The 25751-nt window shown below is 66.1% G+C and carries 25 protein-coding genes and 1 tRNA gene; 14 read left to right on the top strand and 12 right to left on the bottom strand.

Annotation, left to right across the window (positions count from 1 at the left end):
- Complete coding sequence (locus ACJJVR_RS07565; protein WP_405403494.1) at positions 1-498, top strand: RNA pyrophosphohydrolase; 498 nt, start codon at positions 1-3, stop codon at positions 496-498.
- Here the strand turns inward: ACJJVR_RS07565 and bluB are convergent.
- The 4 genes from bluB to ACJJVR_RS07545 all read right to left on the bottom strand — a co-directional run bounded on the left by bluB (position 495) and on the right by ACJJVR_RS07545 (position 3634).
- On the bottom strand, positions 495-1169 hold the full coding sequence (gene bluB, locus ACJJVR_RS07560) for a 5,6-dimethylbenzimidazole synthase (protein WP_405403492.1): 675 nt from the start codon (positions 1167-1169) through the stop codon (positions 495-497). The genes ACJJVR_RS07565 and bluB overlap by 4 nt on opposite strands.
- Entirely contained in the window at positions 1166-2434 is a 1269-nt protein-coding gene (locus ACJJVR_RS07555; protein ID WP_405403490.1) for a lytic murein transglycosylase, read from the bottom strand. Before ACJJVR_RS07555 ends, bluB begins: the two co-directional genes overlap by 4 nt.
- Before the next feature lie 117 nt (positions 2435-2551).
- Complete coding sequence (locus ACJJVR_RS07550) at positions 2552-2884, bottom strand: hypothetical protein (RefSeq protein WP_405403488.1); 333 nt, start codon at positions 2882-2884, stop codon at positions 2552-2554.
- Between the two features lie 3 nt (positions 2885-2887).
- Complete coding sequence (locus tag ACJJVR_RS07545; protein WP_405403486.1) at positions 2888-3634, bottom strand: DUF421 domain-containing protein; 747 nt, start codon at positions 3632-3634, stop codon at positions 2888-2890.
- A 142-nt stretch (positions 3635-3776) separates the two neighbouring features.
- On the opposite strand from ACJJVR_RS07545, the gene ACJJVR_RS07540 reads away from it, so the two are divergent.
- A complete protein-coding gene (locus tag ACJJVR_RS07540) occupies positions 3777-4616 on the top strand; it encodes an aldo/keto reductase (RefSeq protein ID WP_405403484.1) in 840 nt (279 codons plus the stop codon).
- Here the strand turns inward: ACJJVR_RS07540 and ACJJVR_RS07535 are convergent.
- Positions 4604-5398: an alpha/beta hydrolase gene (locus tag ACJJVR_RS07535; protein ID WP_405403482.1), complete on the bottom strand. Its 795-nt coding sequence runs from the start codon at positions 5396-5398 to the stop codon at positions 4604-4606. The two genes, ACJJVR_RS07540 and ACJJVR_RS07535, sit on opposite strands and share 13 nt — an antisense overlap.
- Before the next feature lie 62 nt (positions 5399-5460).
- Between ACJJVR_RS07535 and kynU the strand changes: the two genes are divergently transcribed.
- The 4 genes from kynU to ACJJVR_RS07515 all read left to right on the top strand — a co-directional run bounded on the left by kynU (position 5461) and on the right by ACJJVR_RS07515 (position 11930).
- Positions 5461-6648 carry a kynureninase gene (gene kynU / locus ACJJVR_RS07530; protein WP_405403480.1) on the top strand — a complete coding sequence of 396 codons (1188 nt, stop codon included), beginning with the start codon at positions 5461-5463 and terminating at the stop codon, positions 6646-6648.
- A 70-nt stretch (positions 6649-6718) separates the two neighbouring features.
- The gene (locus tag ACJJVR_RS07525; RefSeq protein WP_405403478.1) at positions 6719-7783 is read left to right on the top strand and encodes an efflux RND transporter periplasmic adaptor subunit; all 1065 of its coding nucleotides are present in this window, start codon (positions 6719-6721) and stop codon (positions 7781-7783) included.
- A complete protein-coding gene (locus tag ACJJVR_RS07520; protein ID WP_405403476.1) occupies positions 7780-8880 on the top strand; it encodes an efflux RND transporter periplasmic adaptor subunit in 1101 nt (366 codons plus the stop codon). Before ACJJVR_RS07525 ends, ACJJVR_RS07520 begins: the two co-directional genes overlap by 4 nt.
- On the top strand, positions 8877-11930 hold the full coding sequence (locus ACJJVR_RS07515) for an efflux RND transporter permease subunit (protein WP_405403474.1): 3054 nt from the start codon (positions 8877-8879) through the stop codon (positions 11928-11930). Before ACJJVR_RS07520 ends, ACJJVR_RS07515 begins: the two co-directional genes overlap by 4 nt.
- 93 nt (positions 11931-12023) lie before the next feature.
- On the opposite strand, the gene msrA is transcribed toward ACJJVR_RS07515, so the two are convergent.
- The 3 genes from msrA to ACJJVR_RS07500 all read right to left on the bottom strand — a co-directional run bounded on the left by msrA (position 12024) and on the right by ACJJVR_RS07500 (position 14006).
- Positions 12024-12530: a peptide-methionine (S)-S-oxide reductase MsrA gene (gene msrA, locus ACJJVR_RS07510; RefSeq protein ID WP_405403472.1), complete on the bottom strand. Its 507-nt coding sequence runs from the start codon at positions 12528-12530 to the stop codon at positions 12024-12026.
- Complete coding sequence (msrB, locus tag ACJJVR_RS07505) at positions 12523-12972, bottom strand: peptide-methionine (R)-S-oxide reductase MsrB (protein WP_405403471.1); 450 nt, start codon at positions 12970-12972, stop codon at positions 12523-12525. Before msrB ends, msrA begins: the two co-directional genes overlap by 8 nt.
- Before the next feature lie 65 nt (positions 12973-13037).
- Positions 13038-14006, bottom strand: coding sequence for an NAD(P)H-dependent flavin oxidoreductase (locus tag ACJJVR_RS07500; protein ID WP_405403469.1), 969 nt, complete (start codon positions 14004-14006; stop codon positions 13038-13040).
- A gap of 145 nt (positions 14007-14151) precedes the next feature.
- Between ACJJVR_RS07500 and ACJJVR_RS07495 the strand changes: the two genes are divergently transcribed.
- On the top strand, positions 14152-15042 hold the full coding sequence (locus ACJJVR_RS07495; RefSeq protein ID WP_405403467.1) for a 5'-methylthioadenosine/S-adenosylhomocysteine nucleosidase: 891 nt from the start codon (positions 14152-14154) through the stop codon (positions 15040-15042).
- A gap of 50 nt (positions 15043-15092) precedes the next feature.
- Here the strand turns inward: ACJJVR_RS07495 and clpB are convergent, their stop codons facing one another.
- A complete protein-coding gene (gene clpB, locus ACJJVR_RS07490) occupies positions 15093-17723 on the bottom strand; it encodes an ATP-dependent chaperone ClpB (RefSeq protein WP_405403465.1) in 2631 nt (876 codons plus the stop codon).
- A gap of 147 nt (positions 17724-17870) precedes the next feature.
- Here clpB and pyrF point away from each other — a divergent pair, with 147 nt between their 5' ends.
- On the top strand, positions 17871-18551 hold the full coding sequence (gene pyrF / locus ACJJVR_RS07485) for an orotidine-5'-phosphate decarboxylase (RefSeq protein ID WP_405403464.1): 681 nt from the start codon (positions 17871-17873) through the stop codon (positions 18549-18551).
- 48 nt (positions 18552-18599) lie between these two features.
- Positions 18600-19304 carry a DUF998 domain-containing protein gene (locus ACJJVR_RS07480; protein ID WP_405403461.1) on the top strand — a complete coding sequence of 235 codons (705 nt, stop codon included), beginning with the start codon at positions 18600-18602 and terminating at the stop codon, positions 19302-19304.
- Here ACJJVR_RS07480 and ACJJVR_RS07475 read toward each other — a convergent pair.
- Together ACJJVR_RS07475 and ACJJVR_RS07470 are read right to left on the bottom strand one after the other, a co-directional pair.
- Complete coding sequence (locus tag ACJJVR_RS07475; protein WP_405403460.1) at positions 19285-19695, bottom strand: NUDIX hydrolase; 411 nt, start codon at positions 19693-19695, stop codon at positions 19285-19287. The two genes, ACJJVR_RS07480 and ACJJVR_RS07475, sit on opposite strands and share 20 nt — an antisense overlap.
- Complete coding sequence (locus ACJJVR_RS07470; protein WP_405403457.1) at positions 19692-20570, bottom strand: N-formylglutamate amidohydrolase; 879 nt, start codon at positions 20568-20570, stop codon at positions 19692-19694. Before ACJJVR_RS07470 ends, ACJJVR_RS07475 begins: the two co-directional genes overlap by 4 nt.
- 140 nt (positions 20571-20710) lie before the next feature.
- Between ACJJVR_RS07470 and ACJJVR_RS07465 the strand changes: the two genes are divergently transcribed.
- The 4 genes from ACJJVR_RS07465 (at position 20711) to rpsO (ending at position 22517) form a co-directional block, all read left to right on the top strand.
- Positions 20711-20785 (top strand) — tRNA-Val (locus ACJJVR_RS07465).
- 82 nt (positions 20786-20867) lie between these two features.
- Positions 20868-20993, top strand: coding sequence for a type B 50S ribosomal protein L36 (ykgO, locus tag ACJJVR_RS07460; RefSeq protein ID WP_042245282.1), 126 nt, complete (start codon positions 20868-20870; stop codon positions 20991-20993).
- Between the two features lie 195 nt (positions 20994-21188).
- Entirely contained in the window at positions 21189-22112 is a 924-nt protein-coding gene (locus ACJJVR_RS07455; RefSeq protein WP_405403455.1) for a calcium-binding protein, read from the top strand.
- Between the two features lie 135 nt (positions 22113-22247).
- Complete coding sequence (gene rpsO, locus ACJJVR_RS07450) at positions 22248-22517, top strand: 30S ribosomal protein S15 (protein ID WP_405403453.1); 270 nt, start codon at positions 22248-22250, stop codon at positions 22515-22517.
- 57 nt (positions 22518-22574) lie between these two features.
- On the opposite strand, the gene ACJJVR_RS07445 is transcribed toward rpsO, so the two are convergent.
- Positions 22575-23261 (bottom strand): hypothetical protein, encoded by a 687-nt coding sequence (locus ACJJVR_RS07445; RefSeq protein WP_405403451.1) that lies wholly within the window; start codon positions 23259-23261, stop codon positions 22575-22577.
- A 307-nt stretch (positions 23262-23568) separates the two neighbouring features.
- Here ACJJVR_RS07445 and pnp point away from each other — a divergent pair, with 307 nt between their 5' ends.
- A complete protein-coding gene (pnp, locus tag ACJJVR_RS07440; protein ID WP_405403449.1) occupies positions 23569-25713 on the top strand; it encodes a polyribonucleotide nucleotidyltransferase in 2145 nt (714 codons plus the stop codon).
- The last annotated feature ends 38 nt before the right edge of the window (positions 25714-25751 follow it).

Here is a 25751-nt window from a genome sequence, read left to right as displayed (position 1 = left end):
ATGGATGGACGCATGGGGCCGGGCGGCCTGCCGTATCGGCCCTGCGCGGGCGTGGTGTTGATCGACGAGCGGGGGATGGTCTTTGCCGGTCGCCGCATCGACCGCAACGCTGATCAGCCGCCCGCATGGCAGATGCCACAGGGCGGCATCGATCCGGGGGAAACCCCGCGTCAGGCCGCCCTGCGCGAACTGACCGAGGAAACCGGCATCGACGCGACCTTGGTCGAGGTGCTGGACGAGACGCCGGACTGGTTCTTTTACGATCTGCCGCCCGAGATGGTCGGCCGGATCTGGAAGGGGCGGTTCGGGGGGCAGTGCCAGAAATGGCTGGCACTGCGATTTCTGGGCACCGATGACGACATCCGCATCGACACCGCGCATCCCGAGTTTGACCGATGGCAATGGATGCGCGCCGAGGACGTTCTGGACAGCATCGTGCCGTTCAAGCGCGCCGTCTATGCCGAGGTTCTGGGCGCATTCCGCCCCCATCTGGCCTAGGGTTCGGGCCAGCGGTCCTGCAGGATTAGGTCGTCCAGCGGCAGGCGCGCGGCCCAGCCCCGGCTTTGCAGTTCGGGCTGGCGGTACAGTTCGGTGACATGCCCGATGCACAGATAGGCGACCGGCACGACATGGTCGGGCAGGTGCAGCAGGCGGCGCAGGTCGTCCTGACGAAAGATGCTGACCCATCCCACACCGATGCCTTCGGCCCGGGCGGCAAGCCACAGGTTCTGCACCGCACAGGCCGTGGAATACAGGTCGGTCGCCGGGTCATGGGTCCGGCCCAGGACGTGATCGCCGCCGCGGGTCCGGTCGCAGGTGATGCACAGGTTGACCGGCGCCTGCAGAATGCCCTCCAGCTTCAGCGATGAATAGAGCGCGTTGCGGTCGGGAAAGCGTTCGGCGGCTTCGGCATTGGCCGATGCGAACGCGTCGTGGATGCGCCCGCGCAGGGCGGCGTCCCGGATCAGGATGAAGTTCCACGGCTGTGACAGCCCCACGGATGGCGCGTCATGCGCCGCCTGCAGCAGGCGTCGCAGGGTCGCGGGTTCGACCGGGTCGGGGCGGAACTGGCCGCGCACATCACGGCGTTCACGGATCGCGCGATAGACCGCCGCGCGTTCCGCAGGCGAGAACGGCCCCGCCGGGGCAAGGCCGTCCGCGTCGCTCACCGGCGCAGCTGATCCAGCAGGATCGAGGTCGGATAGCCGTCGGGCGTCACGCCGACCGACCGCTGGAAGGCCGAGACCGATTCCATCGTGGCGGAACCGAACAGCCCGTCGATCTCTCCCTGATAGAAACCGCGTTGGGCCAGACGCTGCTGGATTTCCTGGCGTTCGGCGGTGGACAGGGTGCGGTCCTGGCGCGGCCAGGCGCCCTGGATGCCCGAACGGCCCGCGATGCGTTCCGCCAGATAGGACACGCCCAGGGCGTAGTTGTCCGAGTTGTTGTAGCGCAGGATCGACCGGAAGTTGTCGGTGATAAAGAACGCAGGCCCCCGCGCCCCCGCCGGCATGATGATCGAGCCGTTGCCCGACGGCAGCCCGCCGCCGCCCATCGTGCGCACGCCCTGTGCCGACCAGTCGCCGGCCGACCGCCGGGTGCCCTTGCCGATCAGGCCCATGTTGAAATTGGCGGGCAGCCGCACCTCGGCCCCCCAGGTCGCGCCGCGCTGCCAGCCGCTGCGGGCCAGATAGGCCGCGGTGGAGGCCAGCGAATCGGTCGGATCCTCGGACCAGATGTCGCGGCGGCCGTCGCCACTGAAATCGACCGCGTATTCCAGATAGGATGTCGGCATGAACTGGGTGTGGCCCATCGCGCCCGCCCAGCTGCCCAGCATGTGCTGGGGGTCGGTGTCACCCGCCTGCAGGATCTGCAGGGCGGCGATCAGCTGGTTCTGGAACATCTCTCCGCGGCGGCCGTCATAGGCCAGCGTCGCCAGCGACGGGATGATCTGCATTTTGCCGCGGTTGGCGCCAAAGTTCGATTCCATGCCCCAGACCGCCAGAACGATCTCGCGCGGGACGCCGTATTGCGCCTCGATCCGGGCCAGGACGGGCGACAGCTGCGCCAGCTTTTGGCGGCCCGTGGTGATGCGGACGTCGGACACGGCGCTGTCCAGGTACAGCCACACGGGGCGCGAGAACTCGGCCTGGCGACGGTCCAGGCGGATCACGTCGGGGTTGTAGCGGGCCAGCGCCATCGCGCGGTCATAGGTCGCACCGGATACGCCTGATGACAGGGCGCGGGACCGGAACTGTTGGACGAACTGCTGCAGGCCGGCCTCGTCGCCGGGATTGGCGGCCGGGATGGGGGTCACGGTGACGTCTGCGGGCGCACGGGGGCCGCCCGCGGCGGGCATGCGCGACACCGGCGACGCACAGGCCGCCAGCGCGCCGATCAGGGTGGTGGACAGAAGAATGCGGGAAAAGCTCATGGTGGATCGCCTGTTCTGGACTGCCGAAGTTTCTTGGCCCGGATCCTGATGGCCCGGATTGGTCTTCAGGCTGCAGTCTAGACGAACGACACCCGCTTGGGTAGGGCGCGGGCGCGCTTAGTGGAGCAGCGATTCCGGGTCGGGTGCCTCTCCGAACCACGGCGTCATCTGCGCGATGATGACCGAATTCTCGGCCAGCGCGCGGTCCATCAGCGCGCGTTCCGCCTCGTCGATCTCGTGCCCGTCGGCCAGACGTTCGTCCAGCGTGCCGTATCCGGTGACGTCCAGCGGGGCCATGTCGGCCTGTTTCAGGATCGCCACGGTCTCGCGCACCGCCTCGGGTTCGTCGTGGCCGGCGGCATAGCAGACAAGGCCCGCCCCGGTCGCGCCCTTGGGCAGACCGTCACCCGTCCGCCTGCCCAGTTCGACGACCAGCGTAAAGACCTTCATGGTTCACTCCATCGGTTTGGCGCCACCTTGGACGCTGTCGGCCCCTTGGGGCCATTCGGGGGCCTGCCACATGCGGTTGCCGCATTCGGGGCAGGGCGCACGGGTGGCGATGATCTGCGCGCCGGTGGACGCGCCGCACAGGGCACAACATGTCTGCCCATCCATCGCAAGCGCCTTTGCGGGTGGCGGCGGCCCGTTCAGCAGATGTTCGGGTGGCAGCAGCGACAGCCCCGGCCGCGGTTCGGTGCGGCGAAAGACCGACAGCCCGCCCCCGGCCTCCAGATAGGCGGCGCGCAGTTCGCCCAGATTGGCAACACCGGCCAGGCGCAGCATCGCCTTGATCTCGGCCAGGCCCAGATCGCGGTGCGACGCGGCATCGGGCAGGATGCGCCCGTCCGAGACCAGCGCCACGGGACGACCGTCGATGATCCGCTTGGCCCGGTCGAACCGCACGATCAGCCGGTCCAGCCCCTTGTTCAGCCCCACGACGACAGTGATCACCGCCATCGCCGCAAACAGGGGCACGTCGGGATAGAACATCGCATCGCCCACCGCCGACCCAAGTGCGATGACCAGCAGGAATTCCACCATCGACAGCTGGGCCACGCCGCGCCCGCCGACCCACCGGATCATCAGCAGGGCATAGACATAGACCACAACGGTGCGGAACAGGATTTCGGCATAGAACAGGGGGGGATGCTCGCCCAGAAACATCCGGGCGAGATCGAATGGGATGACCTGCTGGTCCATGAAGCGCCTTTCGCGGCGTGGATTGCCGCATGGCCTATAACCATGCCCTGACGTGGGGGTTCCGCCGCCCAGTTGGGCGGCTTTGTCGCACGAACCCATGCGCCCGTCCGATGCGTTGGGTTGCAACCGCCACAAGGAGCACATGATGACCCAACCGATGATGACCCTGAACGACGGGCATGCCATGCCCCAACTGGGCACCGGCATCTGGCAGATCGAGGATGCGGCGACCCCCGCCGTCGTGGGCGAGGCGCTGCGCCGGGGCTATCGCCTGATCGACGGAGCCGCCGCCTACAAGAACGAGGCCGGGATGGGCCGGGGCATCCGCGACAGCGACGTGCCGCGCGACCAGATCTTTGTCACGTCAAAGCTGTGGAACGACGCGCAGGGCCATGACGCGGCGCTGCGGGCGTTCGACGCGACCATGGACCGCTGCGGGCTGGACTATCTGGACCTGTACCTGATCCACTGGCCACTGCCCGCGATGGACGCCTATGTCGACAGCTGGAAGGCGCTGATCCGTCTGCGCGACGAGGGTCGCGTACGGTCCATCGGGGTCGCGAACTTCCACGAACCGCATCTGCGCCGCCTGATCGACGAAACCGGCGTGGCGCCCGCCCTGAACCAGATCGAGCTGCACCCGTCGCTGACGCAGGAACGGATGCGCACGGTGAACAAGCAGTTGGGCATCGTCACGCAAAGCTGGACCCCCCTTGGCCGCGGCGACAGCTTTGACGCGCCCGCAATCCGCGATGCCGCCGCGCGGACAGCCCGCACGCCCGCACAGGTGATCCTGCGCTGGCACGTTCAGCACGGGCTGTCGGTCATTCCGAAATCGGAAAAGCCGGAACGTCTGACCGAAAATTTCGACGTGCTGAGTTTCGACCTGACGCCCGAAGAGATGTCGGCCATCGACGCGCTGGACCGGGGCCATCGCACCGGGCCGGACCCTGAGACGTTCGATTATCGTCAGCCGCTGTAACCCAGCAGGCGGCGCATCAGGGGGCTGGCAGGATCCGCCAGCCCCTCGATCACGTCGAAATGGTGGCGGCCGGGGTCGATGACGCATTCGGTTGCCGCGCCCAGTCCCGCCCAGACATCCGCCAGCAGGCGTGCGTGGCGGATAAATTCGGGGCGCTCGGCCCCGCCGACCCATATGGTGACCGGAATGCCCGCGCGCGGTTCCAGCAGCGCAGGGCTTTCGGACGCAGCCTCGGCCGCGTCGATGCGCAGCGTGTCGTTCATCGCCGTGCGCATCAGCGGTCGCAGGTCTGTCAGTGGCGATATCGGGACGCAGGCGGTGACATGCGATGCCACGTCATCGGGCAGCACGCCCGGACAGATCATCCGCGCGGCCAGATGCCCGCCCGCCGAATGGCCGGTCAGTGCAATGGGGCCCGCAACCTGTGACGCCGCCTGCACGATCTGGTCGGCGACGATGCCGGTCATGTCGGCGATGCGTGCATCCGGTGCCAGCGGATAGCCCGGCATGATACAGGCCCAGCCCGCCGCCATTGCCCCCGCCGCCAGATGCGACCACAGCGTCGGATCGAACCGCATCCAATAGCCGCCGTGGATGAACACCATCAGCCCGCGCGGTGCACCATCGGGCAGGAACACATGCCCGCGGCCCAGATCCTGCGGCGGATGGGCCGTGCGAAAGGCCGCCGCCGCATCCGTCCAGCGGGGGACATAGGTGTCGGCATTCGGGATATGCGCGCCATTGGCATAGGCGTCGTCCCAATCGGTGATCTGGTACAGCATCGGTTCCCTCTCTTTCGGGCAGCCAATCGCGGCGCTATCGTGGCGTCAAGAGGGAGCCAGAGATGACCGATTTCACCAAGACACGCGCCGCATTCCACCTGCCGGACGGCATGACCTATCTGGACGGCAATTCACTGGGGCCGATGCCACGCGCCGCTGCGGATCGCGTGGCCGCGATGATGACGGATGAATGGTCGCAGATGCTGATCACCGGATGGAACAAGGCGGGCTGGTACGTTCAGCCGCGCAAGGTCGGCGACCGCATCGCGCGGCTGATCGGCGCGGGCGAAGGGCAGGTGGTCATGGGCGACACGCTGTCGATCAAGGTCTTTCAGGCGCTGAGCGCTGCACTGGCCCTGCGGCCCGACCGACGGGTGATCCTGTCGGACAGCGGCAACTTTCCGTCCGACCTGTATGTGGCCGAGGGGATCGCGCGCGCCCTGGGTGCGACCCTGCGCGTCGTGGCGCCCGACGCGGTCGAGGCCGCCATCGGTCCCGATCTGGCGGTGTTGATGCTGACCGAGGTCGATTACCGCACCGGACGCCGCCACGACATGCCCGCCCTGACCGCCCGCGCGCATCAGGCCGGCGCGCTGGCGATCTGGGATCTGGCGCATTCGGCGGGGGCGGTGGACGTGGACCTGTTGGGGGCGGACGCTGATTTCGCGGTGGGCTGCACCTACAAGTACCTGAACGGTGGGCCGGGCGCGCCGGCCTTTATCTGGACTCATCCCCGCCATGCCGAACAGGCCGAACCAATCCTGCAGGGCTGGATGGGCCATGCCGCGCCCTTTGCCTTTGACCTGGAATACCGCCCCGCGCCGGGGGTCGAGCGAATGCGCGTGGGCACTCCGCCGGTCATCGCGCTGAGCGCGCTGGAGGCATCGCTGGACATCTGGGACCAGGTCGACTTGACCGCGCTGCGGGCGCGATCGATCGAGCTGACCGAGGCGTTCATCGCCGGGGTCGAGGCCGCGTGTCCCGATCTGGTGCTGAACAGCCCGCGTGACCCCGCCCTGCGCGGGTCGCAGGTGGGGTTCCGCCATCCCCAGGGTTATGCCGTGATGCAGGCGCTGATCGCGGCGGGGGTGGTGGGCGATTTTCGCGCGCCCGACGTGCTGCGGTTCGGTTTTGCCCCGCTGTACAACGATCTGGACGATGTGTCGCACGCGGTCGCGACGCTGGCGCGGATCCTGAGCACGGGCAGCTGGAACCAGTCGCAATTTCATCAAAAGGCCGCTGTGACCTAAGGTAAGGGGGCTTTCAAAGTCGGTGAAAACCGTCGACAGATTGAGCCACAGATGTCGTGGATCGGTTCTGATGTTCAAGCTGCTGCCCCTTGTCCTTATGGTATTCGTTCCTGCGATGGCGGCGGCACAGACCGTCACCGACGACATCCGTGTTCGTATCGTGACGGCCCGCACCCAGCCCCTTGACCTGGAGATGCAGCTGTCCGGTGAAATCGAGGCTGTGGATACGCTGGAACTGGCCTTTCGTCAGGGCGGTCGCGTGACCGAGGTTCTGGTGGCCGAGGGCGACCGCGTCGTTGCGGGACAGCCCTTGGCGCGGCTGAACGCGGTTCAGCAGGATCAGGCGCTGAACGCGGCGCTGGCCGGTCTGGCGGCAGAGCGTGCGCGTACAGACCAGGCCCGGCAGGCGCGTGAACGCGCTGACGCGCTGTTGTCGCGGGGGGTCGGGACACGCGCCGCGGCCGATCAGGCGGAACAGGCGTTGTCCCAGACCCAAGGATTGTTGGAGCGTGCCGAAACGACGGTCGAACAGGCCCGCCGCGCCGTCGACGACGCCGTGCTGCGCGCGCCCGAAAATGCCGTCGTCACCGCCAAATCGGTTGCCCCCGGTCAGGTGGTCGCCGCCGCACAGCCGGTTCTGACCCTGGCCGCCCTGTCAGGGCTGGAGGCGGTGTTCCAAGCCCCGGACGATCCGTTGCTGCACGATATCCTGGGTCACGACGTGCGGATGGAGACGCTGGACGTCGATCGCCCCGACATGGTCGGCACCGTGACTGAAATCGCCCCTCTGGTCGATCCGCAGACCGGCACGGTGACCGTTCGCGCCCGTCTGCTGACGCCCAATGCCGGGACCGTCCTGCTGGGCGCGTCGGTGCGCGGTCACCTGAGCATGGCGATGGAACGGGGCATCGTTGTCCCCTGGACCGCCCTGATGCGGTCAGGCGACGATCCTGCGGTCTGGGTGGTGGACGACGATGGGCGCGTGACGTTGACCAAGGTGGTCATCAACCATTTTGCAAAGGGCACGATTTTTGTGTCGGAGGGTCTGACTGACGGTCAGCGCGTTGTGGGCGACGGGGCCCAGCTGTTGTATCCCGGTCGCCGTGTCCAGGCTGTCGAAGGGGATGTGCCATGAGGTTTCTGGCGCTTGCCACTTTGCTTGCGCTGGCCTGCGGGCCTGCGGCGGCGCTGTCCTTGCCCGACTGGCTGGGTTTTGGTGTGCAGGCCTCGGCGCCCGCGGGTCCGCCGCGCCCGGTGGTCAGTGTGATCGTGGACGACCGCGACGTCGATGCCCGATGGATTCCCGGCGTGGTCGAGGCGCGCACGCAGGTCCAACTGGGCTTTCAGACCCTTGGTCGGATGATCGCGCGGCCCGTCGATCTGGGTGATCAGGTCGCCGCAGGAGACCTGCTGGCGCAGCTGTCCACGGACGATCTGGCCGCGACCACCCGGGCCGCTGGCGCCGCCCTGGACGCCGCCGACGTGCAGAACCGCACGGCGCTGGCCAAGCTGGAGCGAACGCAGGCACTGGCCGAGCGCAACGTCGCCTCGGACGCGCAACTGGAACAGGCCCAGCAAGAGGCCAGCGCCGCGGCTGCCGCGGTGGAACAGGCCCGGTCGCAGCTGCTGCAGGCAGAGGACGCCGAGGGCCTTGCCAGGATGACCGCGCCCTTTGCCGGGGTCGTCAGCGCGGTTTTCGAGGCGCCGGGCGCGGTGGTTGGCGCGGGCGCGCCCGTGGTCCAGCTGTCCGCCCAGGACACCCCCGAGGTGGTGATCGACCTGCCCGAACAGGCGCTGGTCGGGCTGGCCCCGGGCGCAGAGTTCACCGTTTGGCATCGTACCGACACAACGGTTGAAATCGCTGCCGTGCTGGACCGTGTCGACCCGATGGCCGACAGCGCGACCCGGACGCGGCGGCTGTACCTGAGCCTGCCCCCCGATGCCCCGTTTCGCCTTGGCGCGCTGGTGCGGGCACGGTTCGGAAGCGTTGACGCGCCGTCCCTGTCCCTGCCTGCCGAGGCACTGGTCGCGACCGACGGTCTGCCCTTTGTCTGGCGGGTGATCCGCACCGACGGGGGCGCGCAGGTCGAACAGGTCCCCGTTCAGGCCGCCGCCCCCTTTCGCGGGCGCGTGTCCATCACCCACGGCCTTGACGCGGGCGACGAGATCGTGATCCGCGGCGTGAAATCATTGGCCCCCGGCCAGCCCGTCGGCCGGAGGCTGGAACCGTGAGCACCCCCAAGACCCGCTTCAATTTGTCCGACTGGGCGTTGAAACATCGCAGTTTCATATGGTTTCTGCTGATCGTGTCGATGATCGCGGGCACCATCAGCTATCTGAATCTGGGCCGCGAGGAAGACCCCGACTTTACCATCAAGACAATGATCATCGGTGCAGCCTTGCCCGGCGCCACCATCGACGAGACCCTGACACAGGTCACCACGCGCATCGAGACCAAGCTGGAAGAGCTGGACGAGCTGGATTTTACCCGCTCGGTCACCACCCCCGGCCAGTCTGTCGTCTATGTCGAACTGGACCCCACCATCCGCGGCCCCGCCGTTCCCGAAGTGTGGAAGCGGGTCCGCCAGATGATGGGCGACATCAACCCTGATTTCCCGCAGGAATTCGCGGGCTTTCAGTTCAACGACAATTTCGGTGACGTGTTCGGCAACATCTATGCCTTTACCGCCGACGGGTTCACTCCGCGCGAATTGCGCGACCGGGTCGAGGCGATCCGTCGTCAGGTCGCGGCCCTCGACGCGGCCGGCAAGACCGAGCTGTTGGGCGTGCAGGACGAACAGGTGTTCCTGGAGTTCTCTGCCGCTAGGCTGGCAGCCCTGGGCCTGAACCAGGCGCAGGTGATGCAGACGCTGGCCCAGCAGAACGCGATCGCGCCGTCGGGCGTGATCCATGCCGGGCCAGAGCGCATCCTGGTCCGCGTCGGTGGCCAGTTCGATGGCGCGGCCTCCATCGAGGCCGTGAACCTGCGCGTCGGAGAGCGGTTCTTCAATCTGGGCGACGTGGCGACGATCACCCGGGGCTATCAGGACCCGCCGACATCGCTGTTCCGCCACAACGGCCAGCCCGCGATCGGCCTGCAGATCGGCATGCGCAAGGGCGGAAACATCCTGGAATTCGGCGCCGAGCTGGAGGCGCTGATGGACCGCATCGCCGCCGACCTGCCCATCGGTATCGAGATGGCGAAATTTGCCGACCAACCGCACGTGGTCGAGGACGCCGTGGGTCATTTCGTCAAGGCCTTGGCCGAGGCCGTGGCCATCGTTCTGGTCGTCAGCTTCATCAGCCTGGGCCTGCGGGCGGGGCTGGTGGTGACGCTGACGATCCCGCTGTGCCTTGCGATCACCTTCGTCATTCTGCAGCTGTACGGCATCACGCTGCAGCGGATCTCGCTTGGCGCGCTGATCATCGCCCTGGGCCTCTTGGTCGACGACGCGATGATCGCGATCGAGACGATGATCTCACGGCTGGAGATCGGCGAATCGCTGACGGATGCCGCCAGCTATGCCTGGACCTCTATCGCGTTTCCGATGCTGACGGGGACGCTGGTGACGGTCGCGGGCTTCATCCCCATCGGGCTGAACAGTTCTGCGGCGGGCGAATTCACGTTCTCGCTGTTCGTGGTGATCGCGGTGTCGCTGATCGTGTCCTGGGTCGTGGCCGTGTTGTTCGCCCCCCTGCTGGGCGTGACCTTTCTGCGCGCGGACATGGGCCATGGCCACAAGGGTCCGGGTCGTCTGCGCCGGGGCTTTCACGGATTGCTCCGGGCGGCGATGCGGCTCAAGTGGCTGACCATCGCGGTGACGCTGGCGATTTTTGCGACCTCGGTCTGGGGCATGCGGTTCGTGGAACAGCAGTTCTTTCCGACATCCGACCGTACCGAGGTTCTGGTCGACATCACCGAACGCCAGAACGCGTCCATCGCGCGCACCCGCGCCGACATGGACCGGCTGGAGGCCAGCCTTGCCGACAACGACGACGTGCTGTTCTGGACCTCGTATGTGGGGCAGGGGGCACCGCGTTTCGTGCTGTCGATGGATGTGCCGACCGCGGGGCCGCATATGGGCCAGATCGTGATCCAGACGCCCGATCTGGCCGCCCGCGACCGGGTCAAGGCAGAACTGAGCGTGCTTGCCGCTGCCGAATTTCCCGGCGTGGACATCTATGTCAAGAACCTCGAGATCGGCCCGCCTGTGGGCAAGCCCGTCCAGTACCGCGTGACCAGCCCGGATACCGACGCGGCCCGTGACGCGGCCCAGGGTCTGGCCACGCTGATCGCGTCCGAGCCCCGCCTGCGCGATATCGTGCTGGACTGGAACGAGCCCGCGCGCATGGTCCGCCTGGTCGTGGACCAGGACCAGGCCCGCCAGTTGGGTGTGACCAGCGCCGACATCTCCCAGGCGCTGTCGGCGCTGTTCAGCGGCACAAACGTGACGCAGCTGCGCGACGACATTTTTCTGATCGATGTGGTGGCCCGTGGGGCGGCCGACGACCGTCAGTCGCTTGGTTCGATCCGCAACATGCAGCTGACCCTGGAGGATGGGCGTGTCGTCCCGCTGGCAGCGCTGGTAACGCTGGAATACGGGTCCGAACAGCCGCTGATCATGCAGCGGAACGGCCTGCCCACGGTCACGGTCAAGGCTGCCATCGCCACCATCGACCAGCCCGCGACCCTTGTCTCCGCGTTGGCCGCCCAAGTGGCCGAATATCAGGCGACGCTGCCCCCGCACGTCAGGATCGAGGTCGGCGGCAGCGTCGAGACCTCTGCCGACAGCCAGGCCCCCATCGCCGCCGTGGTGCCGGTGATGCTGTTGATCATGGCCGTGTTGGTCATGGCGCAGATGCAAGGTTTCCGGATGTCGCTGGTGGTGATTGCCGCCGCGCCCCTGGGCCTGATCGGCGTGGTGGCGGTGCTGGTGCCGTTCGGCGTGCCGATGGGCTTTGTCGCGATCCTGGGGATCCTGGCGCTGATCGGCATCCTGATCCGCAACTCGGTCATTCTGGTCCACGAAATTCAGGAACTGCTGCACAAGGGCCGCAGCCAGTGGGATGCCGTCTTCGAGGCGTCGGACAGCCGCGCCCGTCCGATCCTGCTGACCGCTGCGGCGGCGTCGCTGGCGCTGATCCCCATCTCAAGACAGGTGTTCTGGGGGCCGATGGCCTATGCGATGATGGGCGGTATCATTGCAGGCACGTTGGTCACATTGGTTTTTGTACCCGCGCTGTACTGCGCGGTGTTCCGCGTCAGACCACCCCAGTCGTGATCGAACCGGCGGGGGGTCCGGGGGGCGGCAGCCCCCCGGCCATCGCGGGACGCAAAGAAACGCCCCGGACATCATGTCCGGGGCGCCCTGTCGTCACTCGGCCGCGTCGCGTTCAGGTAAAACCCAATCGGGTCGTGGGAAATGGCAGGTATAGCCATTGGGGAACCGCTCCAGGTAATCCTGATGCTCGGGCTCGGCCTCCCAGAAATCACCCACCGGCTCGACCTCGGTCACCACGTGGCCCGGCCAGATGCCGGACGCATCCACATCCGCGATGGTGTCCATCGCGACCTGCTTCTGCGCGTCATCCACGTAATAGATCGCGGACCGATAGCCGGGTCCGATGTCGTTTCCCTGCCGGTTCGGCGTGGACGGATCATGGATCTGGAAAAAGAACTCCAGCAGCCGACGATAGCTGATCATGTCGGGATCGAACGTGATCTCTATCGCTTCTGCATGGGTGCCGTGGTTGCGATAGGTCGCATTGGGCACATCGCCGCCGGAATAGCCGACGCGCGTCTCAATCACGCCCGGCATCCGCCGGATCAGATCCTGCATGCCCCAGAAACAGCCCCCGGCCAGAACCGCGCGCTCAGCCATGATGCACCTCCTCGACCTGCGACAGGTAGTCTCCGTATCCCTCGGCCTCCATCCGGTCCCTGGGGACAAAGCGCAGCGATGCCGAATTGATACAGTACCGCAGTCCGCCCTGATCCTGCGGCCCGTCCGGGAACACATGGCCCAGATGGCTGTCGCCATGCGTGGACCGCACCTCGACGCGGACCATGCCATGGCTGACGTCGCGATGCTCGGTCACGTTGCCCTCGACGGGCTTGGTAAAGGCCGGCCAGCCGCACCCGGAATTGTACTTTGCGCCGCTGACGAACAGCGGTTCGCCCGACACGACATCGACATAGATGCCCGTGTCGAAATGGTGGTCGTATTCGCCGGTAAAGGCCCGTTCGGTGCCGTTCTCCTGCGTCACGCGATACTGCTCCGGGGTCAGCCGGGCGATCGCGTCGGGGTTTTTCTCATAGGCCATCTGGTCCTCCACGGATGGGACGGTTCGATCCCCTATATGGGAAGCGTTCCGCCCATCCGCAAAGGTCACAGGCGTGAAACGGCCTCTTTCGCGGCGTGATATTCTGCCGCAAGCTGGTCGATGCGCGCGCCCGCCGGTTCCACCGCACGGACCGCCCCGATTCCCTGACCCGCGCCCCAGATCGCGCTCCACGCCTTGGGTTTGGACGACCCGTCGCCGAAATTCATGGCGCTGGCGTCCGCCCCCGCCAGGTTGTCCGGGTCCAGCCCCGCCTTGCGGATCGATGGCGCCAGGTAATTGCCCGACACGCCGGTGAACAGCGACGAGGTGACGATATCGGCGGCCGTGCTGTCCACGATCATCTGCTTGTAGTCGGGCTGGGCATTCGCCTCTTCGGTCGCGATGAAGGGGCTGCCGATATAGGCCAGATCCGCCCCCATCACCTGCGCCGCCAGCACCGCGCGCCCCGTGGCGATGGACCCCGACAACAGCAGCGGCCCGTCGAACCATTCGCGGATCTCCTGGATCAGGGCGAATGGCGATTGCGGCCCGGCGTGCCCGCCCGCTCCCGCGGCGACCGCGATCAGTCCGTCGGCGCCCTTTTCGACGGCCTTCCTGGCGAACATGTCGTTGATCACGTCATGCAGCGCGATGCCGCCGCAATCATGGGCCGCCTGGTTCACCTCGATCCGCGCGCCAAGCGACGTGATCCAGATCGGCACCTTGTGGCGGTGACAGATCTCTATGTCGCGCTCCAGCCGGGCATTGCTGCGATGGACGATCTGGTTGACCGCGAACGGGGCCGCGGGGCGGTCGGGGTTCGCCTGATTGTGGCGGTCCAGCTCTTCCTCGATCCGGGTCAGCCAGGCGTCCAGCAGGGACGGCTCTCCCTCCCGCTCGCGCGCGTTCAGCGCCGGAAAGCTGCCGACGATGCCCGCCTTGCACTGTGCGATGACCAGGTCCGGCCCCGAGACGATGAACATGGGCGAGGCGATGACCGGAATGCGCAGGCCCTGCAGGATCGGTGGCAGCATGGATAACCTCCCTTGGATTTGCGCCACGATGCCCGCGCCTTGGGCAACGGACAAGCCGTGACGCGGCGACAGGACCCGACCTCTGGCCATCGCCAAGGCCGCCGCGTAAGCCGGGGCGGAATTGCATGTCGTGAAAGGCCCGCCCATGATCCGTCCCGCCCTTGCCCTGCTGCTCAGCGCCGCGCCGCTGGCAGCCCAGACCACAGATGATACGCCCCGTATCGCCGTCATGTCCGCATTTCAGCCGGAATGGATCAGCCTGCAGGCCGACCTGGAGGGGGCGGAAACACAGACCATCAACGGTACCGATTTCATCACCGGCACCCTGTCGGGACAAGAGGTCGTGCTGTTCCTGTCGGGCGTGTCGATGGTCAACGCGGCCATGACCACCCAGATGGCGTTGGAGCGGTTCGACATCGAAGCGATCGTGTTTTCCGGTATCGCGGGCGGCGTCGATCCGTCGCTGAACATCGGTGACGTGGTGGTGGCCGACCAGTGGGGTCAGTGGCTGGAGACGGTGATCGCGCGCGAAACCCCAGATGGGTTCGAACTGCCGGGCTTTCTGGAATCGCCCTTTCCGAACTACGACATGATCTACACGCGCGAGACGACGGTGGCGTCGGACCGCGGCGCGCCCGAAACGCGGTTTTGGTTCCCGACCGACCCGGCCCTGCTGGAGGTCGCGGCCCGCGTGGCTGAAACGACCGATCTGGCCGATTGCAACACCGACAACGACTGTTTGACCGCCCCGCCGCAGATCCGCGTCGGCGGAAACGGCGTGTCAGGGTCGTCCTTCATGGACAATGCGGGCGTGCGCGACTGGCTGTCCACGACGTTCCAGGCGCAGGTGGTGGACATGGAATCCGCCGCCGTGGCGCAGGTGGCCTGGGCCAACCAAGTGCCGTTCATCGCCTTTCGGTCGCTGTCCGACCTGGCCGGCGGCGGCGAGGGAGAGAACGAGATGGGCGTCTTCATGTCGCTGGCGTCCGACAATTCCGCGGCGCTGGTCAAGGCCTTCCTGGCCCAGATGCCCTGATGAAAACGGCCCCCGGATCGCTCCGGGGGCCGTGTTTCAGTGACCCGACCTTAGTGGACCGGCGGACGCGGGCCTTCGCCGATCGCGCCAAGCCGCGGCCCGGCCTTTCCCACGCGGTGGGCCACCAGCAGCCCGTCAGGACCGGCGCCGACCTTGACCGTCGCCCCGTCCATGACCTCGCCCGACAGCAGCAGTTCCGCCAGCGGATCCTGCAATGCGCGCTGGATCACGCGTTTCAGCGGGCGCGCGCCAAAGACCGGGTCGTAACCCTGGTCGGCCAGCCACATCCGAGCGGCGTCGTCCATGTCCAGTGTGATCTTGCGAGCCGCCAGACGCTTTTCCAGCCGCGCCATCTGCACCGTGACGATCCCGTCCATGTTCGTCCGCGACAGGCGACGAAAGATGATGATCTCGTCCAGGCGGTTCAGGAATTCGGGGCGGAAATGACCGCGGACCGCGTCCATCACCTGATGGCGGGCATCGCTGGCATCGGCGTCCTCGGGCAGGTGCGACAGCGCCTGTGACCCCAGGTTCGAGGTCAGGATGATCAGCGTCTGCTTGAAGTCCACCGTCCGGCCCTGACCGTCGGTCAGAACACCGTCGTCCAGCACCTGCAGCAGCACGTTGAACACGTCCGGATGCGCCTTTTCGACCTCGTCGAACAGGATCACCTGATAGGGACGCCGACGCACGGCCTCTGTCAGCACGCCCCCCTCGTCATAGCCGACATAGCCCGGAGGCGCGCCGATCAGCCGGGCCACGGAATGTTTCTCCATGAACTCGGACATGTCGATGCGGACCATCGCGCTGTCATCGTCGAACATGTATTCGGCCAGCGCCTTGGTCAGCTCGGTCTTGCCGACGCCGGTCGGCCCCAGGAACAGGAACGACCCCAAGGGGCGATCCTCGTCGTTCAGGCCGGCACGCGACCGGCGCACGGCATTGCTGACGGCGGTGACGGCCTCGGCCTGACCGATGACGCGCTTGCCGATCTGTTCTTCCATCTTCAACAGCTTGTCGCGCTGGCCTTCCAGCATCTTGCTGGTCGGAATGCCCGTCCAGCGTTCGACGACCTCTGCGATCTGTTCGGGGCGGACGGCCTCCTCGACCATCAGACCATCGGCGGAATCCGCCTCGGCCAGCTGGCGTTCAAGGCCGGGGATGACGCCATAGGACAGTTCCCCGGCGCGGCCCAGGTTCCCCTCGCGCTTGGCCTGGTCCAGATCGGCGCGGGCGCGGTCCAGCTGTTCCTTGAGGTCGCGCGACCCCTGCAGCTTGTCGCGTTCCGCCTGCCAGCGGGCGGTCATTTCGGCGCTGCGTTCCTGCAAGCCGGACAGGTCCTTTTCCAGCCGCTCCAGCCGGTCCCGGGAGGCCGCGTCGTCCTCCTTCTTCAGCGCCTCTGCCTCGATCTGCAGCTGCAGGATCTGGCGATCCAGCTGGTCCAGCTCCTCGGGCTTGCTGTCAACCTCCATGCGCAGGCGGCTGGCGGCCTCGTCCATCAGGTCGATCGCTTTGTCGGGCAGAAACCGGTCGGTGATATAGCGGTGCGACAGCGTCGCCGCCGCGACCAGGGCCGCGTCGCTGATGCGCACGCCGTGGTGCAGTTCGTATTTTTCCTTGATGCCGCGCAGGATGCTGATCGTGTCCTCGACGGTCGGCTCCTCGACCAGCACGGGCTGGAAACGCCGCGCCAGGGCCGCGTCCTTTTCGATATACTTGCGGTATTCGTCCAAGGTGGTGGCGCCGACGCAATGCAGTTCGCCGCGCGCCAGCGCAGGCTTGATCAGGTTGGCGGCATCCATCGCACCGTCGCCCTTGCCCGCGCCGACCAGCGTGTGCAGTTCGTCGATGAACAGGATGATCTCGCCTGCGGCGGTCTCGATCTCCTTCAGGATCGACTTCAGCCGCTCTTCGAAATCGCCGCGATATTTCGCGCCCGCGATCAGCGCGCCCATGTCCAGCGCCATCAGCCGCTTGTTGCGCAAACTTTCCGGCACGTCGCCGTCGATGATTCGCAGGGCCAGCCCTTCGGCGATGGCGGTCTTGCCGACGCCGGGTTCGCCGATCAGGACGGGGTTGTTCTTGGTGCGCCGCGACAGGACCTGCATGGTGCGGCGGATCTCTTCGTCGCGGCCGATGATCGGGTCGATCTTGCCGTCACGCGCGGCCTGCGTCAGGTCGCGGGCATATTTCTCCAACGCCTCATAGCTGTCCTCGGCGGATGCCGTATCGGCGGTGCGGCCCTTGCGGATGTCCGTGATGGCCGCGTTCAGCGCCTGCGCGTTGACAGACCCTGCGGTCAGCGCGTCGCGGGCGTTGGTGTTCACCATGGCCAGTGCCATCAGCACCCGTTCGGCGGGCACAAAGCTGTCGCCGGCCTTTTTCGCGACCGTTTCGGCCTCGTCCAGCACGCGGACCAGCGTGGGGTCGACATAGACCTGCCCGCTGCCCGATCCGCTGACCTTGGGCTGTTTTGCCACGGCGGCATCGACCGCCTCGCGCACGCGCCCGGCATCACCGCCCGCGCGGGTGATCAGGTTCGAGGCCAGGCCCTGATCGTCATCCATCAGCGCCTTGAGCAGATGTTCGGGCATGACGCGTTGCTGGTTCTCGCGGATCGCGATGGTCTGGGCGGATTGCAGAAAGCCGCGCGACCGTTCCGTGAACTTTTCCATGTTCATCGGCAGTACTCCTTTTGCAAAGCCCCCGTGCTGGTGGCGCCCTGTTGCGGCACGCCCCGGTCCGGGTCTGGTACGTTAGATTTGGGGGGGTCGCGGGGTGGTTTCAAGCGTGCCATAAGGCGTTCGGAACAAACAAGGGGACGCAGAATGGATGACCGGCTGATCGTGGCGCTGGACGTGCCGAACGCGGTGGCGGGGCTGGACCTGGCAGGCAAGCTGGGCGATTCCGTGGGGTTCTACAAGATTGGGCTGGGCATGCTGACCGGCGGCGGGCTGGCCCTGGCGATGGAGCTGAAGCAGGAACACGGCAAGCGCATCTTTCTGGACATGAAGCTGTTCGACATCGGCGCCACCGTCGAGGCCGCGGTTCGCGGTCTGGCGCAGTTCGACCTGGATTTCCTGACCGTGCATGGCGACCCGCATGTCATCGCCGCGGCAAAACAGGGCGCGGCGGGGTCCAGCCTGAAGATCCTGGGCGTGACCATCCTGACATCGCTGGACCGGGCCGACTTGGACGCAGGCATGATGCAGGCGGGCGATCTGCACCAGATCACCGTGGAACGCGCCGCCCGTGCGTTCGAGGCGGGCGCCGACGGCATCATCTGTTCTCCGCGCGAGGCCGCCGACATTCGTGCCCTGCCGGGATCGCGCCTGATAGTGACGCCGGGCGTGCGCCCGGCGGGTGCTGCCCTTGGGGATCAGAAACGGGTCGAGACGCCGGCATCGGCCATTGCGGCGGGTGCGGATCATATCGTCGTCGGCCGCCCGGTCTGGCAGTCTGCTGATCCGCGCGCCGCCGCACAGGCCATCCTGGCCGAACTGGCTTGACGCGTGCCGCCCCCGCGTCCCAGCATGGGGTGAAACGCGGGGGTGGCGATGGACGATGACGGCGGCGCGCAAAAGGTCCGCAACGAACTGGTCCTGTCCTTTCTGTCGGTGCGCCGCGCCATCGGCGCATTGGGATATTTCCTGCCGCTGGCACTGATCGCCTATGCGGTGCTGTGGCCAGAGCCGCTGCGGACCAGCATCTCGGCCTATTATCATTCGCCCATGCGCGAGGTATTCGTGGGCACCCTGATCGCGCAGGCCGTATTCCTGTGGAGCTATGAGGGGTTCCGCCCCGCTGCAGGCGAATGGATCACCGACAAGGCGATGGCGCGGCTGGCGGCGGTGTCCGTCGCGCTGGTCGCGCTGGTCCCGACCGACGGGCCTGACGGGCCATGCACCGCACTGGAATGTCTGGCCGGGCCGGGCCTGTCGGCGCTGATCCATGCGGTCGCGGCGGGGGTGTTCTTTGGGGCGCTGGCGGTGTTCTGTTTGGTGCTGTTCGTCAAGGGCGACGTCGACAGCCCGGAAAAGGCCGCGTCGAACCGCATCTATCGCATCTGCGGCTGGACGATCGTCGTCAGCATCGGCCTGATCGGGGTGCTGTTCGCGACCGGCCTGGACGATGCGCTGGCGGGTCTGCGCCCGGTCTTCTGGCTGGAAACGGCCGCCACATTCGCCTTTGCGACCAGTTGGGCGGTCAAGGGTGACAGCCTGCGCCCGCTGACCCGCGCCGTCATGGCCGCATCGCGGTGATCCAGCGGCGGAAATGCGGGATCGCGCGCGGGTGGGCGAGATAGTCGGCCACGGGCATCATGCGCCATTCCTGCCCCTCGTCACCGAACCGGATCGCGGCGATCCGGGCCGCGCTGATCTGTCCCGCGAACAGCCAGGACACCATGCCGGGTGCTGCATGCGACGGAAACGCCCGCCCGGTCAGCATATCCGGGGGCAGGTGCAGGCCGAATTCCTCGTCCAGTTCGCGCAGCGCGCATTCGACCGGCGTTTCCAATCCCTCGCGGCCGCCGCCGGGCAGGTCCCAATGCGCGGGAAAGGGCAGGTCGGGGCGGTCATCGCGCAGATATGTCAACAGCAGGTCGCCATGCGTCAGCAACAGTTTGGCCCCGTTGAAGCCTGCGTCGGTCATTCCGCGGCGACGCGCCCGCCCGACTGATCCTGACCCAGACCGGACAGGCGACCGATCATCCGGGCAATTCGCGCCGCAAAGTGTTCGAAATCAGCGTGGGGGGTGATCGTCGCCTCGTCCATGTACAGTGAGCGGTCGATCTCCAGCTGGATGACATGGATGTTCTGGGCCGGGCGGCCATAGGCGGAACAGATATAGGCGCCCGAGAACGGTGCGTTGCGGCGCAGGGTCCATCCCTCGGCCTCGACCGCGGTGCTGACCGCATCCGAAACGCGCGCCGCCGCCGACAGGCCGTGACGGTTGCCCAGCACCATGTCGGGCCGCGTTCCCTGTAGATGCGACAGTGCGTCATGGGGCATGGAGTGCATGTCGATCAAGATCGCCTGTCCGAATCGGGCGCGCGCCTGCGCGATCAGCCCGGCCAGCGCCGCGTGATAGGGGCGCCAGCAGGTATCGATGCGGCGGTCGGCCTCGGTCCGGTCGATCTGACGGTCGTGGATGACCCTGCCCTGACTGACCACCCGCGGAATCACCCCCAGCCCGGCCAGTGTACGCTGATTCAACGGGTGACGCGGAACGCCGCGCACGACCAGGGGGTCGATCTCGTCCGCGCCACGGTTCAGGTCGACGATGCAGCGCGGGATGCGCGCGGCCAGCGTGACCGCGCCAAAGGCCGTGGCGGGCGCGATCAGCCGGTCGATATAGGCATCTTCGGACGATCGCAGGGTCTGGATCGGCAGGCGTGTGCCCTGCAGGAACCAGTCCGGATAGTCGCATCCCGAATGCGGGGACGCAAAGATCACCCCCGACAACCAATGGCGGGGGCGGGTCACGACATAGGGCAGATCAGGCTGGGACAAGGCAGACCTCGGCATCCGGCGCGTCATTGCATATAAACCTGAAAAATTGGCATCCGATAGGCCTTGAATACCCCAATCACCTCGGTTAAAGACCTGCGGACCGAGGGGGTTGCATCGGGTTTTCGCAAGGAAACGTGATGGGATCACCAAGGAACGGGCGGTTAGCTCAGCGGTAGAGCACTACGTTGACATCGTAGTGGCCACTGGTTCGATCCCAGTACCGCCCACCATTTTTCGCCGCCCCCGGCCGTTTGTCGGGGGCATTTCGTTTTCCAATGCGGCTGCGACGCGCCGCGACGATGGAGAAAACCGATGAAGGTTCGCAACTCGCTCCGCTCGCTCAAGAGCCGGCACCGCGACTGCCAGGTCGTGCGCCGCAAGGGCCGCATCTACGTGATCAACAAGACCAACCGCCGCTTCAAGGCCCGCCAGGGTTGATCGGCGCGGTCCTGGCCGGGTCAACCGGCAGGTCACGCGGAAACGACAGAATCACCCGCCCCGAACAGGGCGGGTTTTTTCGTGCCCGGACCCTGTCCGCGTTAAGGTTTTATCAACTTTTTCGTACGACGCCTGACCCGTGCGCGGTAGTATTCGTGCATCGGCATGGGGCCGGTCGCGAACGGGGTCGGGTCGATGATCATTCTGGGCGGAATTCTGGGCGTTCTGATGGCCGGGATGATGGTCGACGTCAGCGCATTGACCAGCCAGCGGTCTGATGGCGACGACGATGATGACATACCCGCACCCGAGGATGAGGACAGCGAAAGCCTGCCCCCCACGATGCCCGAACCGCCCGACCACCAGCCGGACGAATCGGTGATCGACGGATCGGACGGTCTGGATTTCCTGATGGGCACGCCGGGCGACGATCTGATCCGAGGTCATGGCGGTGCCGACGATCTGCGGGGTGGCCTGGGGGATGACACGATCGAGGCCGGTTCCGGCGATGACTGGGTTCAAGGCGACGCGGTTTATGGTCCCGGCGGGGACGACCTGATCTATGGTGGCGAGGGTGACGACCTGCTGGCCGGACAGGGCGGCGATGACATGCTGTTCGGAGAGGATGGCGACGACACCCTGATGGGCGGCGAGGGTGACGATTCGCTGTTCGGAGGAGAGGGCGACGACGTTTTGGCCGGCCATGAGGGCGACGACCTGTTGGTATCGACCGGTGGAACCGACGATCTGGACGGGGGCGCGGGCAACGACGTGCTGATCGGCCATGACGGCCCCGAAACGGTCTGGATGAACGGCGGGGACGGAAACGACACCCTGATGCCAGGCGCGCATGATTTCGCATCGGGCAACGGGGGAGACGACACGTTCATCCTGCGTCAGGTCGCGGAGGGGTTCCCGACGCTTGCCGATTTCAACGGCGACCACGATCAGATCGTGCTGCATCTGGACGCACAGATCGCGCGCGATGCGCAACTGTCGCTGCGCGAGGATGGTGACGGCAGCGTGCTGCTGGAGGTGAATGGCCAGGCCGTGGGCCGCCTGCTGAACGCCGAGGCTCTCCGGTTGGGGGATGTGCGGATCGTGGCGATCGGCGGTTGAACGGGGTTTCCTTTTGGTGCGACCTGGGCTAGACGCGCGCATCCGCCGGGCATCCGGTCCGTGCGGTGCCCCATGGACCCTGCTGGACGACATCCCGGCCTGCGCCCTCACCCTTCACCTGAAAAGGAGATCCCGATGTCGATCACCGTCGAAGAAAAAGCCCGCGTCATCGCAGAGTTCGGCACCAAGGAAGGCGACACCGGTTCGCCCGAGGTTCAGGTCGCGATCCTGTCCTCGCGCATCGCCACCCTGACCGAGCACTTCAAGTCGCACAAGAAAGACAACCACTCGCGTCGTGGTCTGCTGATGATGGTCGCACAGCGCCGCAAGCTGCTGGACTATCTGAAGAAAAAGGAAGAGGCGCGTTACACCGCGCTGATCGCCAAGCTGGGCCTGCGTCGCTGATCCGACGAACCCGGTTATGATCCGAAACGCCCGCGACGTTGTCGCGGGCGTTTTGCGTTATCTGGGGCAGGTGTAGGGGACCGGCAGCGCGCCGTTGGTCTGGAAATCCTGGGAAATGGTCGCGGTGACGTCCTGACTTTTCAGGGCGCCTGCCGAGGACAGGTATCTGCTGTCCGAGCGTGTGCCGACATCCAACCGGAACCGCTGATCCTTGGGCGAATAGGCCAGCGTCGCCCCATCACACAGTTGCGCGACGGCACCCCTGCGGCCTTCGTCGATGTTCAGCAGCAGGGTTCCGGTGCCGGTATAAGGGCCTTCGGTGATCTCGCCGCCGCGCAGATATCCGCTGCGGGGATTAGCCATGGCGCTGGCCTGTGGGACGATCGCGGCCGACGCCAGGGCGATCTCGTCCAGCTTGCGGGCGATCAACGTCATGTCGATGCCGTCGTTGTCGTCCTGCAGGGCGGCAAGGCTGTCCTTGATGTCGGTGACATTGGAAAAGATGCTGGTCGTCTGCGTTTCGATCGTGCTGAGGCGTTCGGCGTTCGGGTCCTTGTCGAAATAGGCCATTGCCTTGTTCAGGCCGAACTCGCCCAGATATGTCATCGCGAACAGGACCAGCCCGATCGCGATAAAGGTGCCGTTGCTGCGCTTTTCGGAGTGACGCAGGAAATCGATGACGCGGTTGAACCTCCCGGGTTGTGGGTCTGTCACGGCGGCGGGATCGGTCGGATTGGTGCTCAAGGTCGGACCTCTTGGACGGCAAGGGAAATCATGGTCGGGGCGATATTGCCCCCACGGCCTGCGTTGCGAAAGCGGCGTGGTTCACCGGCATGCGAAATGCCTGGCGACTGTCGCCGCCGTGCCGCATCGCCCGCGTGTGCCGGGTTCGCGCGACTCTTTCCAACAGGGCGCTTTTCCTGTATGTCCCGGCAATCTGCGACGTGAGGTCCTGCCCCGGGGCACATGCAAAGGATAGGGGCGGCGGCAATGGGGCCGCGATACATGACATGGGTGGCTGGAGGGCCGGTGCACCCTTTGAGGAAATCAGATGTTTGATGAAGTGAAGAAATCGATCCAGTGGGGCCAGGAAACCCTGACGCTGGAAACGGGCAAGGTTGCCCGTCAGGCCGACGGCAGCGTCATCGCCACTTTGGGCGAGACCAGCGTCATGGCCAACGTCACCTTCGCAAAGGCGCCGAAGCCCGGACAGGACTTCTTTCCGCTGACGGTGCATTATCAGGAAAAATACTATGCCGCCGGCAAGGTGCCGGGCGGCTTCTTCAAGCGCGAGGCGCGTCCGTCCGAAAAGGAGACGCTGACCGCGCGCCTGATCGACCGTCCGATCCGCCCGCTGTTCGCCCCCGGTTTCAAGCATGAAGTGCTGGTGATGTGCACCGTGCTGTCGCACGACCTGGTCAACGATCCCGACATCGTCGCGATGATCGCCGCCAGCGCTGCGCTGACCATCTCGGGCGTGCCCTTCATGGGTCCGATCGCGGGTGCGCGGGTCGGTTTCTCGAACGGTGAATACGTGCTGAACCCCGAGGTCCAGGACATGGACCACCTGCGCAACAATCCCGAACAGCGCCTGGACCTGGTCATCGCCGGCACCGCCGATGCGGTGATGATGGTCGAATCGGAAGCCTATGAGCTGACCGAGGAAGAGATGCTGGGCGCGGTCAAGTTCGGCCATGACGCGATCAAGCCGGTGATCGACCTAATCATCGACCTGGCCGAAGATGCCGCCAAAGAGCCGTTCGATTTCCAGTCGCCCGACTACAGCGCGCTGTACAGCCGCGTGAAGACCGTGGGCGAGGCCGACATGCGCGCCGCCTATGCGATCCAGGACAAGTCCGAGCGTCAGGAGGCGATCGCCGCCGCCAAGACGAAGGTCAAGGACGCCCTGACCGAAGAAGAGCTGGCCGATGCCAACCTGGGTTCGGCGCTGAAAAAGCTGGAGTCGGGCATCCTGCGCGGTGACATCATCGGCGGTGGCGCTCGCATCGACGGACGCGACACCAAGACCGTCCGTCCGATCGTCAGCCAGGTCGGCATCCTGCCGCGCACCCACGGTTCGTCGCTGTTCACGCGTGGCGAAACGCAGGCGCTGGTCGTGACGACCCTGGGCACCGGCGATGATGAACAGATCATCGACGCGCTGCACGGCAATTCGCGCTCGAACTTCCTGCTGCACTACAACTTCCCGCCGTATTCGGTCGGCGAAGTGGGTCGCGTGGGTTCGCCGGGTCGTCGTGAAATCGGTCACGGCAAGCTGGCATGGCGCGCGCTGCAGGCAGTTCTGCCCGCGGCGACGGACTTTCCCTATACCATCCGGGTCGTGTCCGAGATCACCGAATCGAACGGTTCCAGCTCGATGGCGTCGGTCTGCGGCGGTTCGCTGTCGATGATGGACGCGGGCGTGCCGCTCAAGGCGCCGGTCGCCGGCGTGGCGATGGGCCTGATCCTGGAAGAGGACGGCCGTTTTGCTGTGCTGACCGACATCCTGGGCGATGAGGATCACCTGGGCGACATGGACTTCAAGGTGGCGGGGACCGAGAACGGCATCACGTCGCTGCAGATGGACATCAAGGTCGCGGGCATCACGCCCGAGATCATGGAACAGGCTCTGGCCCAGGCCAAGGACGGTCGTCTGCACATCCTGTCGGAAATGGCCAACGCCCTGACCGCAGGCCGGACCGAGTTCAGCGCCCACGCGCCGCGCATCGAGACGATGCAGATCCCGACCGACAAGATCCGTGAAGTGATCGGTTCGGGCGGCAAGGTCATCCGCGAGATCGTCGAGGTTTCGGGCGCTAAGGTCGACATCAACGACGACGGCGTGATCAAGATCGCGTCGGCGAACGCCGATTCGATCAAGAAGGCCTATGACCTGATCTATTCGATCGTAGCCGAGCCCGAAGAGGGCAAGGTTTATGTCGGCAAGGTCGTCAAGCTGGTCGACTTTGGTGCCTTCGTAAACTTCTTTGGCAAGCGCGACGGGTTGGTCCATGTCAGCCAGATCGCAAACCGTCGTCTGGGTCACCCCAATGAGATCCTGAAAGAGGGTCAGGAAGTCCGCGTCAAGCTGCTGGGCTTTGACGACCGCGGCAAGGTGCGCCTTGGCATGAAGATGGTCGATCAGGAGACCGGTGCCGAGATCGACGAAAACGCGCAGGAATCAGCCGAAGGCTGAAACTGCCCAAAGACAAGCGGTCGGCCATCAAGGCCGGC

The sequence above is a fragment of the Paracoccus sp. Ld10 genome, from assembly GCF_045064235.1.
Lineage (GTDB): Bacteria > Pseudomonadota > Alphaproteobacteria > Rhodobacterales > Rhodobacteraceae > Paracoccus.
This window is presented reverse-complemented; position numbering and strand designations above follow the sequence as displayed.

Coding starts and splice junctions, on each gene's coding strand:
- ACJJVR_RS07525 (WP_405403478.1), top strand. CDS start 6,719: ATGTTCAAGCTGCTGCCCCTTGTCCTTATGGTATTCGTTCCTGCGATG.
- ACJJVR_RS07480 (WP_405403461.1), top strand. CDS start 18,600: ATGGACGATGACGGCGGCGCGCAAAAGGTCCGCAACGAACTGGTCCTG.
- ACJJVR_RS07520 (WP_405403476.1), top strand. CDS start 7,780: ATGAGGTTTCTGGCGCTTGCCACTTTGCTTGCGCTGGCCTGCGGGCCT.
- ykgO (WP_042245282.1), top strand. CDS start 20,868: ATGAAGGTTCGCAACTCGCTCCGCTCGCTCAAGAGCCGGCACCGCGAC.
- ACJJVR_RS07540 (WP_405403484.1), top strand. CDS start 3,777: ATGATGACCCAACCGATGATGACCCTGAACGACGGGCATGCCATGCCC.
- pnp (WP_405403449.1), top strand. CDS start 23,569: ATGTTTGATGAAGTGAAGAAATCGATCCAGTGGGGCCAGGAAACCCTG.
- ACJJVR_RS07555 (WP_405403490.1), bottom strand. CDS start 2,434: ATGAGCTTTTCCCGCATTCTTCTGTCCACCACCCTGATCGGCGCGCTG.
- pyrF (WP_405403464.1), top strand. CDS start 17,871: ATGGATGACCGGCTGATCGTGGCGCTGGACGTGCCGAACGCGGTGGCG.
- clpB (WP_405403465.1), bottom strand. CDS start 17,723: ATGAACATGGAAAAGTTCACGGAACGGTCGCGCGGCTTTCTGCAATCC.
- ACJJVR_RS07535 (WP_405403482.1), bottom strand. CDS start 5,398: ATGCTGTACCAGATCACCGATTGGGACGACGCCTATGCCAATGGCGCG.
- msrA (WP_405403472.1), bottom strand. CDS start 12,530: ATGGCTGAGCGCGCGGTTCTGGCCGGGGGCTGTTTCTGGGGCATGCAG.
- kynU (WP_405403480.1), top strand. CDS start 5,461: ATGACCGATTTCACCAAGACACGCGCCGCATTCCACCTGCCGGACGGC.
- ACJJVR_RS07500 (WP_405403469.1), bottom strand. CDS start 14,006: ATGCTGCCACCGATCCTGCAGGGCCTGCGCATTCCGGTCATCGCCTCG.
- ACJJVR_RS07455 (WP_405403455.1), top strand. CDS start 21,189: ATGATCATTCTGGGCGGAATTCTGGGCGTTCTGATGGCCGGGATGATG.
- ACJJVR_RS07495 (WP_405403467.1), top strand. CDS start 14,152: ATGATCCGTCCCGCCCTTGCCCTGCTGCTCAGCGCCGCGCCGCTGGCA.
- ACJJVR_RS07565 (WP_405403494.1), top strand. CDS start 1: ATGGATGGACGCATGGGGCCGGGCGGCCTGCCGTATCGGCCCTGCGCG.
- ACJJVR_RS07470 (WP_405403457.1), bottom strand. CDS start 20,570: ATGCCGAGGTCTGCCTTGTCCCAGCCTGATCTGCCCTATGTCGTGACC.
- msrB (WP_405403471.1), bottom strand. CDS start 12,972: ATGGCCTATGAGAAAAACCCCGACGCGATCGCCCGGCTGACCCCGGAG.
- rpsO (WP_405403453.1), top strand. CDS start 22,248: ATGTCGATCACCGTCGAAGAAAAAGCCCGCGTCATCGCAGAGTTCGGC.
- ACJJVR_RS07550 (WP_405403488.1), bottom strand. CDS start 2,884: ATGAAGGTCTTTACGCTGGTCGTCGAACTGGGCAGGCGGACGGGTGAC.
- ACJJVR_RS07475 (WP_405403460.1), bottom strand. CDS start 19,695: ATGACCGACGCAGGCTTCAACGGGGCCAAACTGTTGCTGACGCATGGC.
- ACJJVR_RS07545 (WP_405403486.1), bottom strand. CDS start 3,634: ATGGACCAGCAGGTCATCCCATTCGATCTCGCCCGGATGTTTCTGGGC.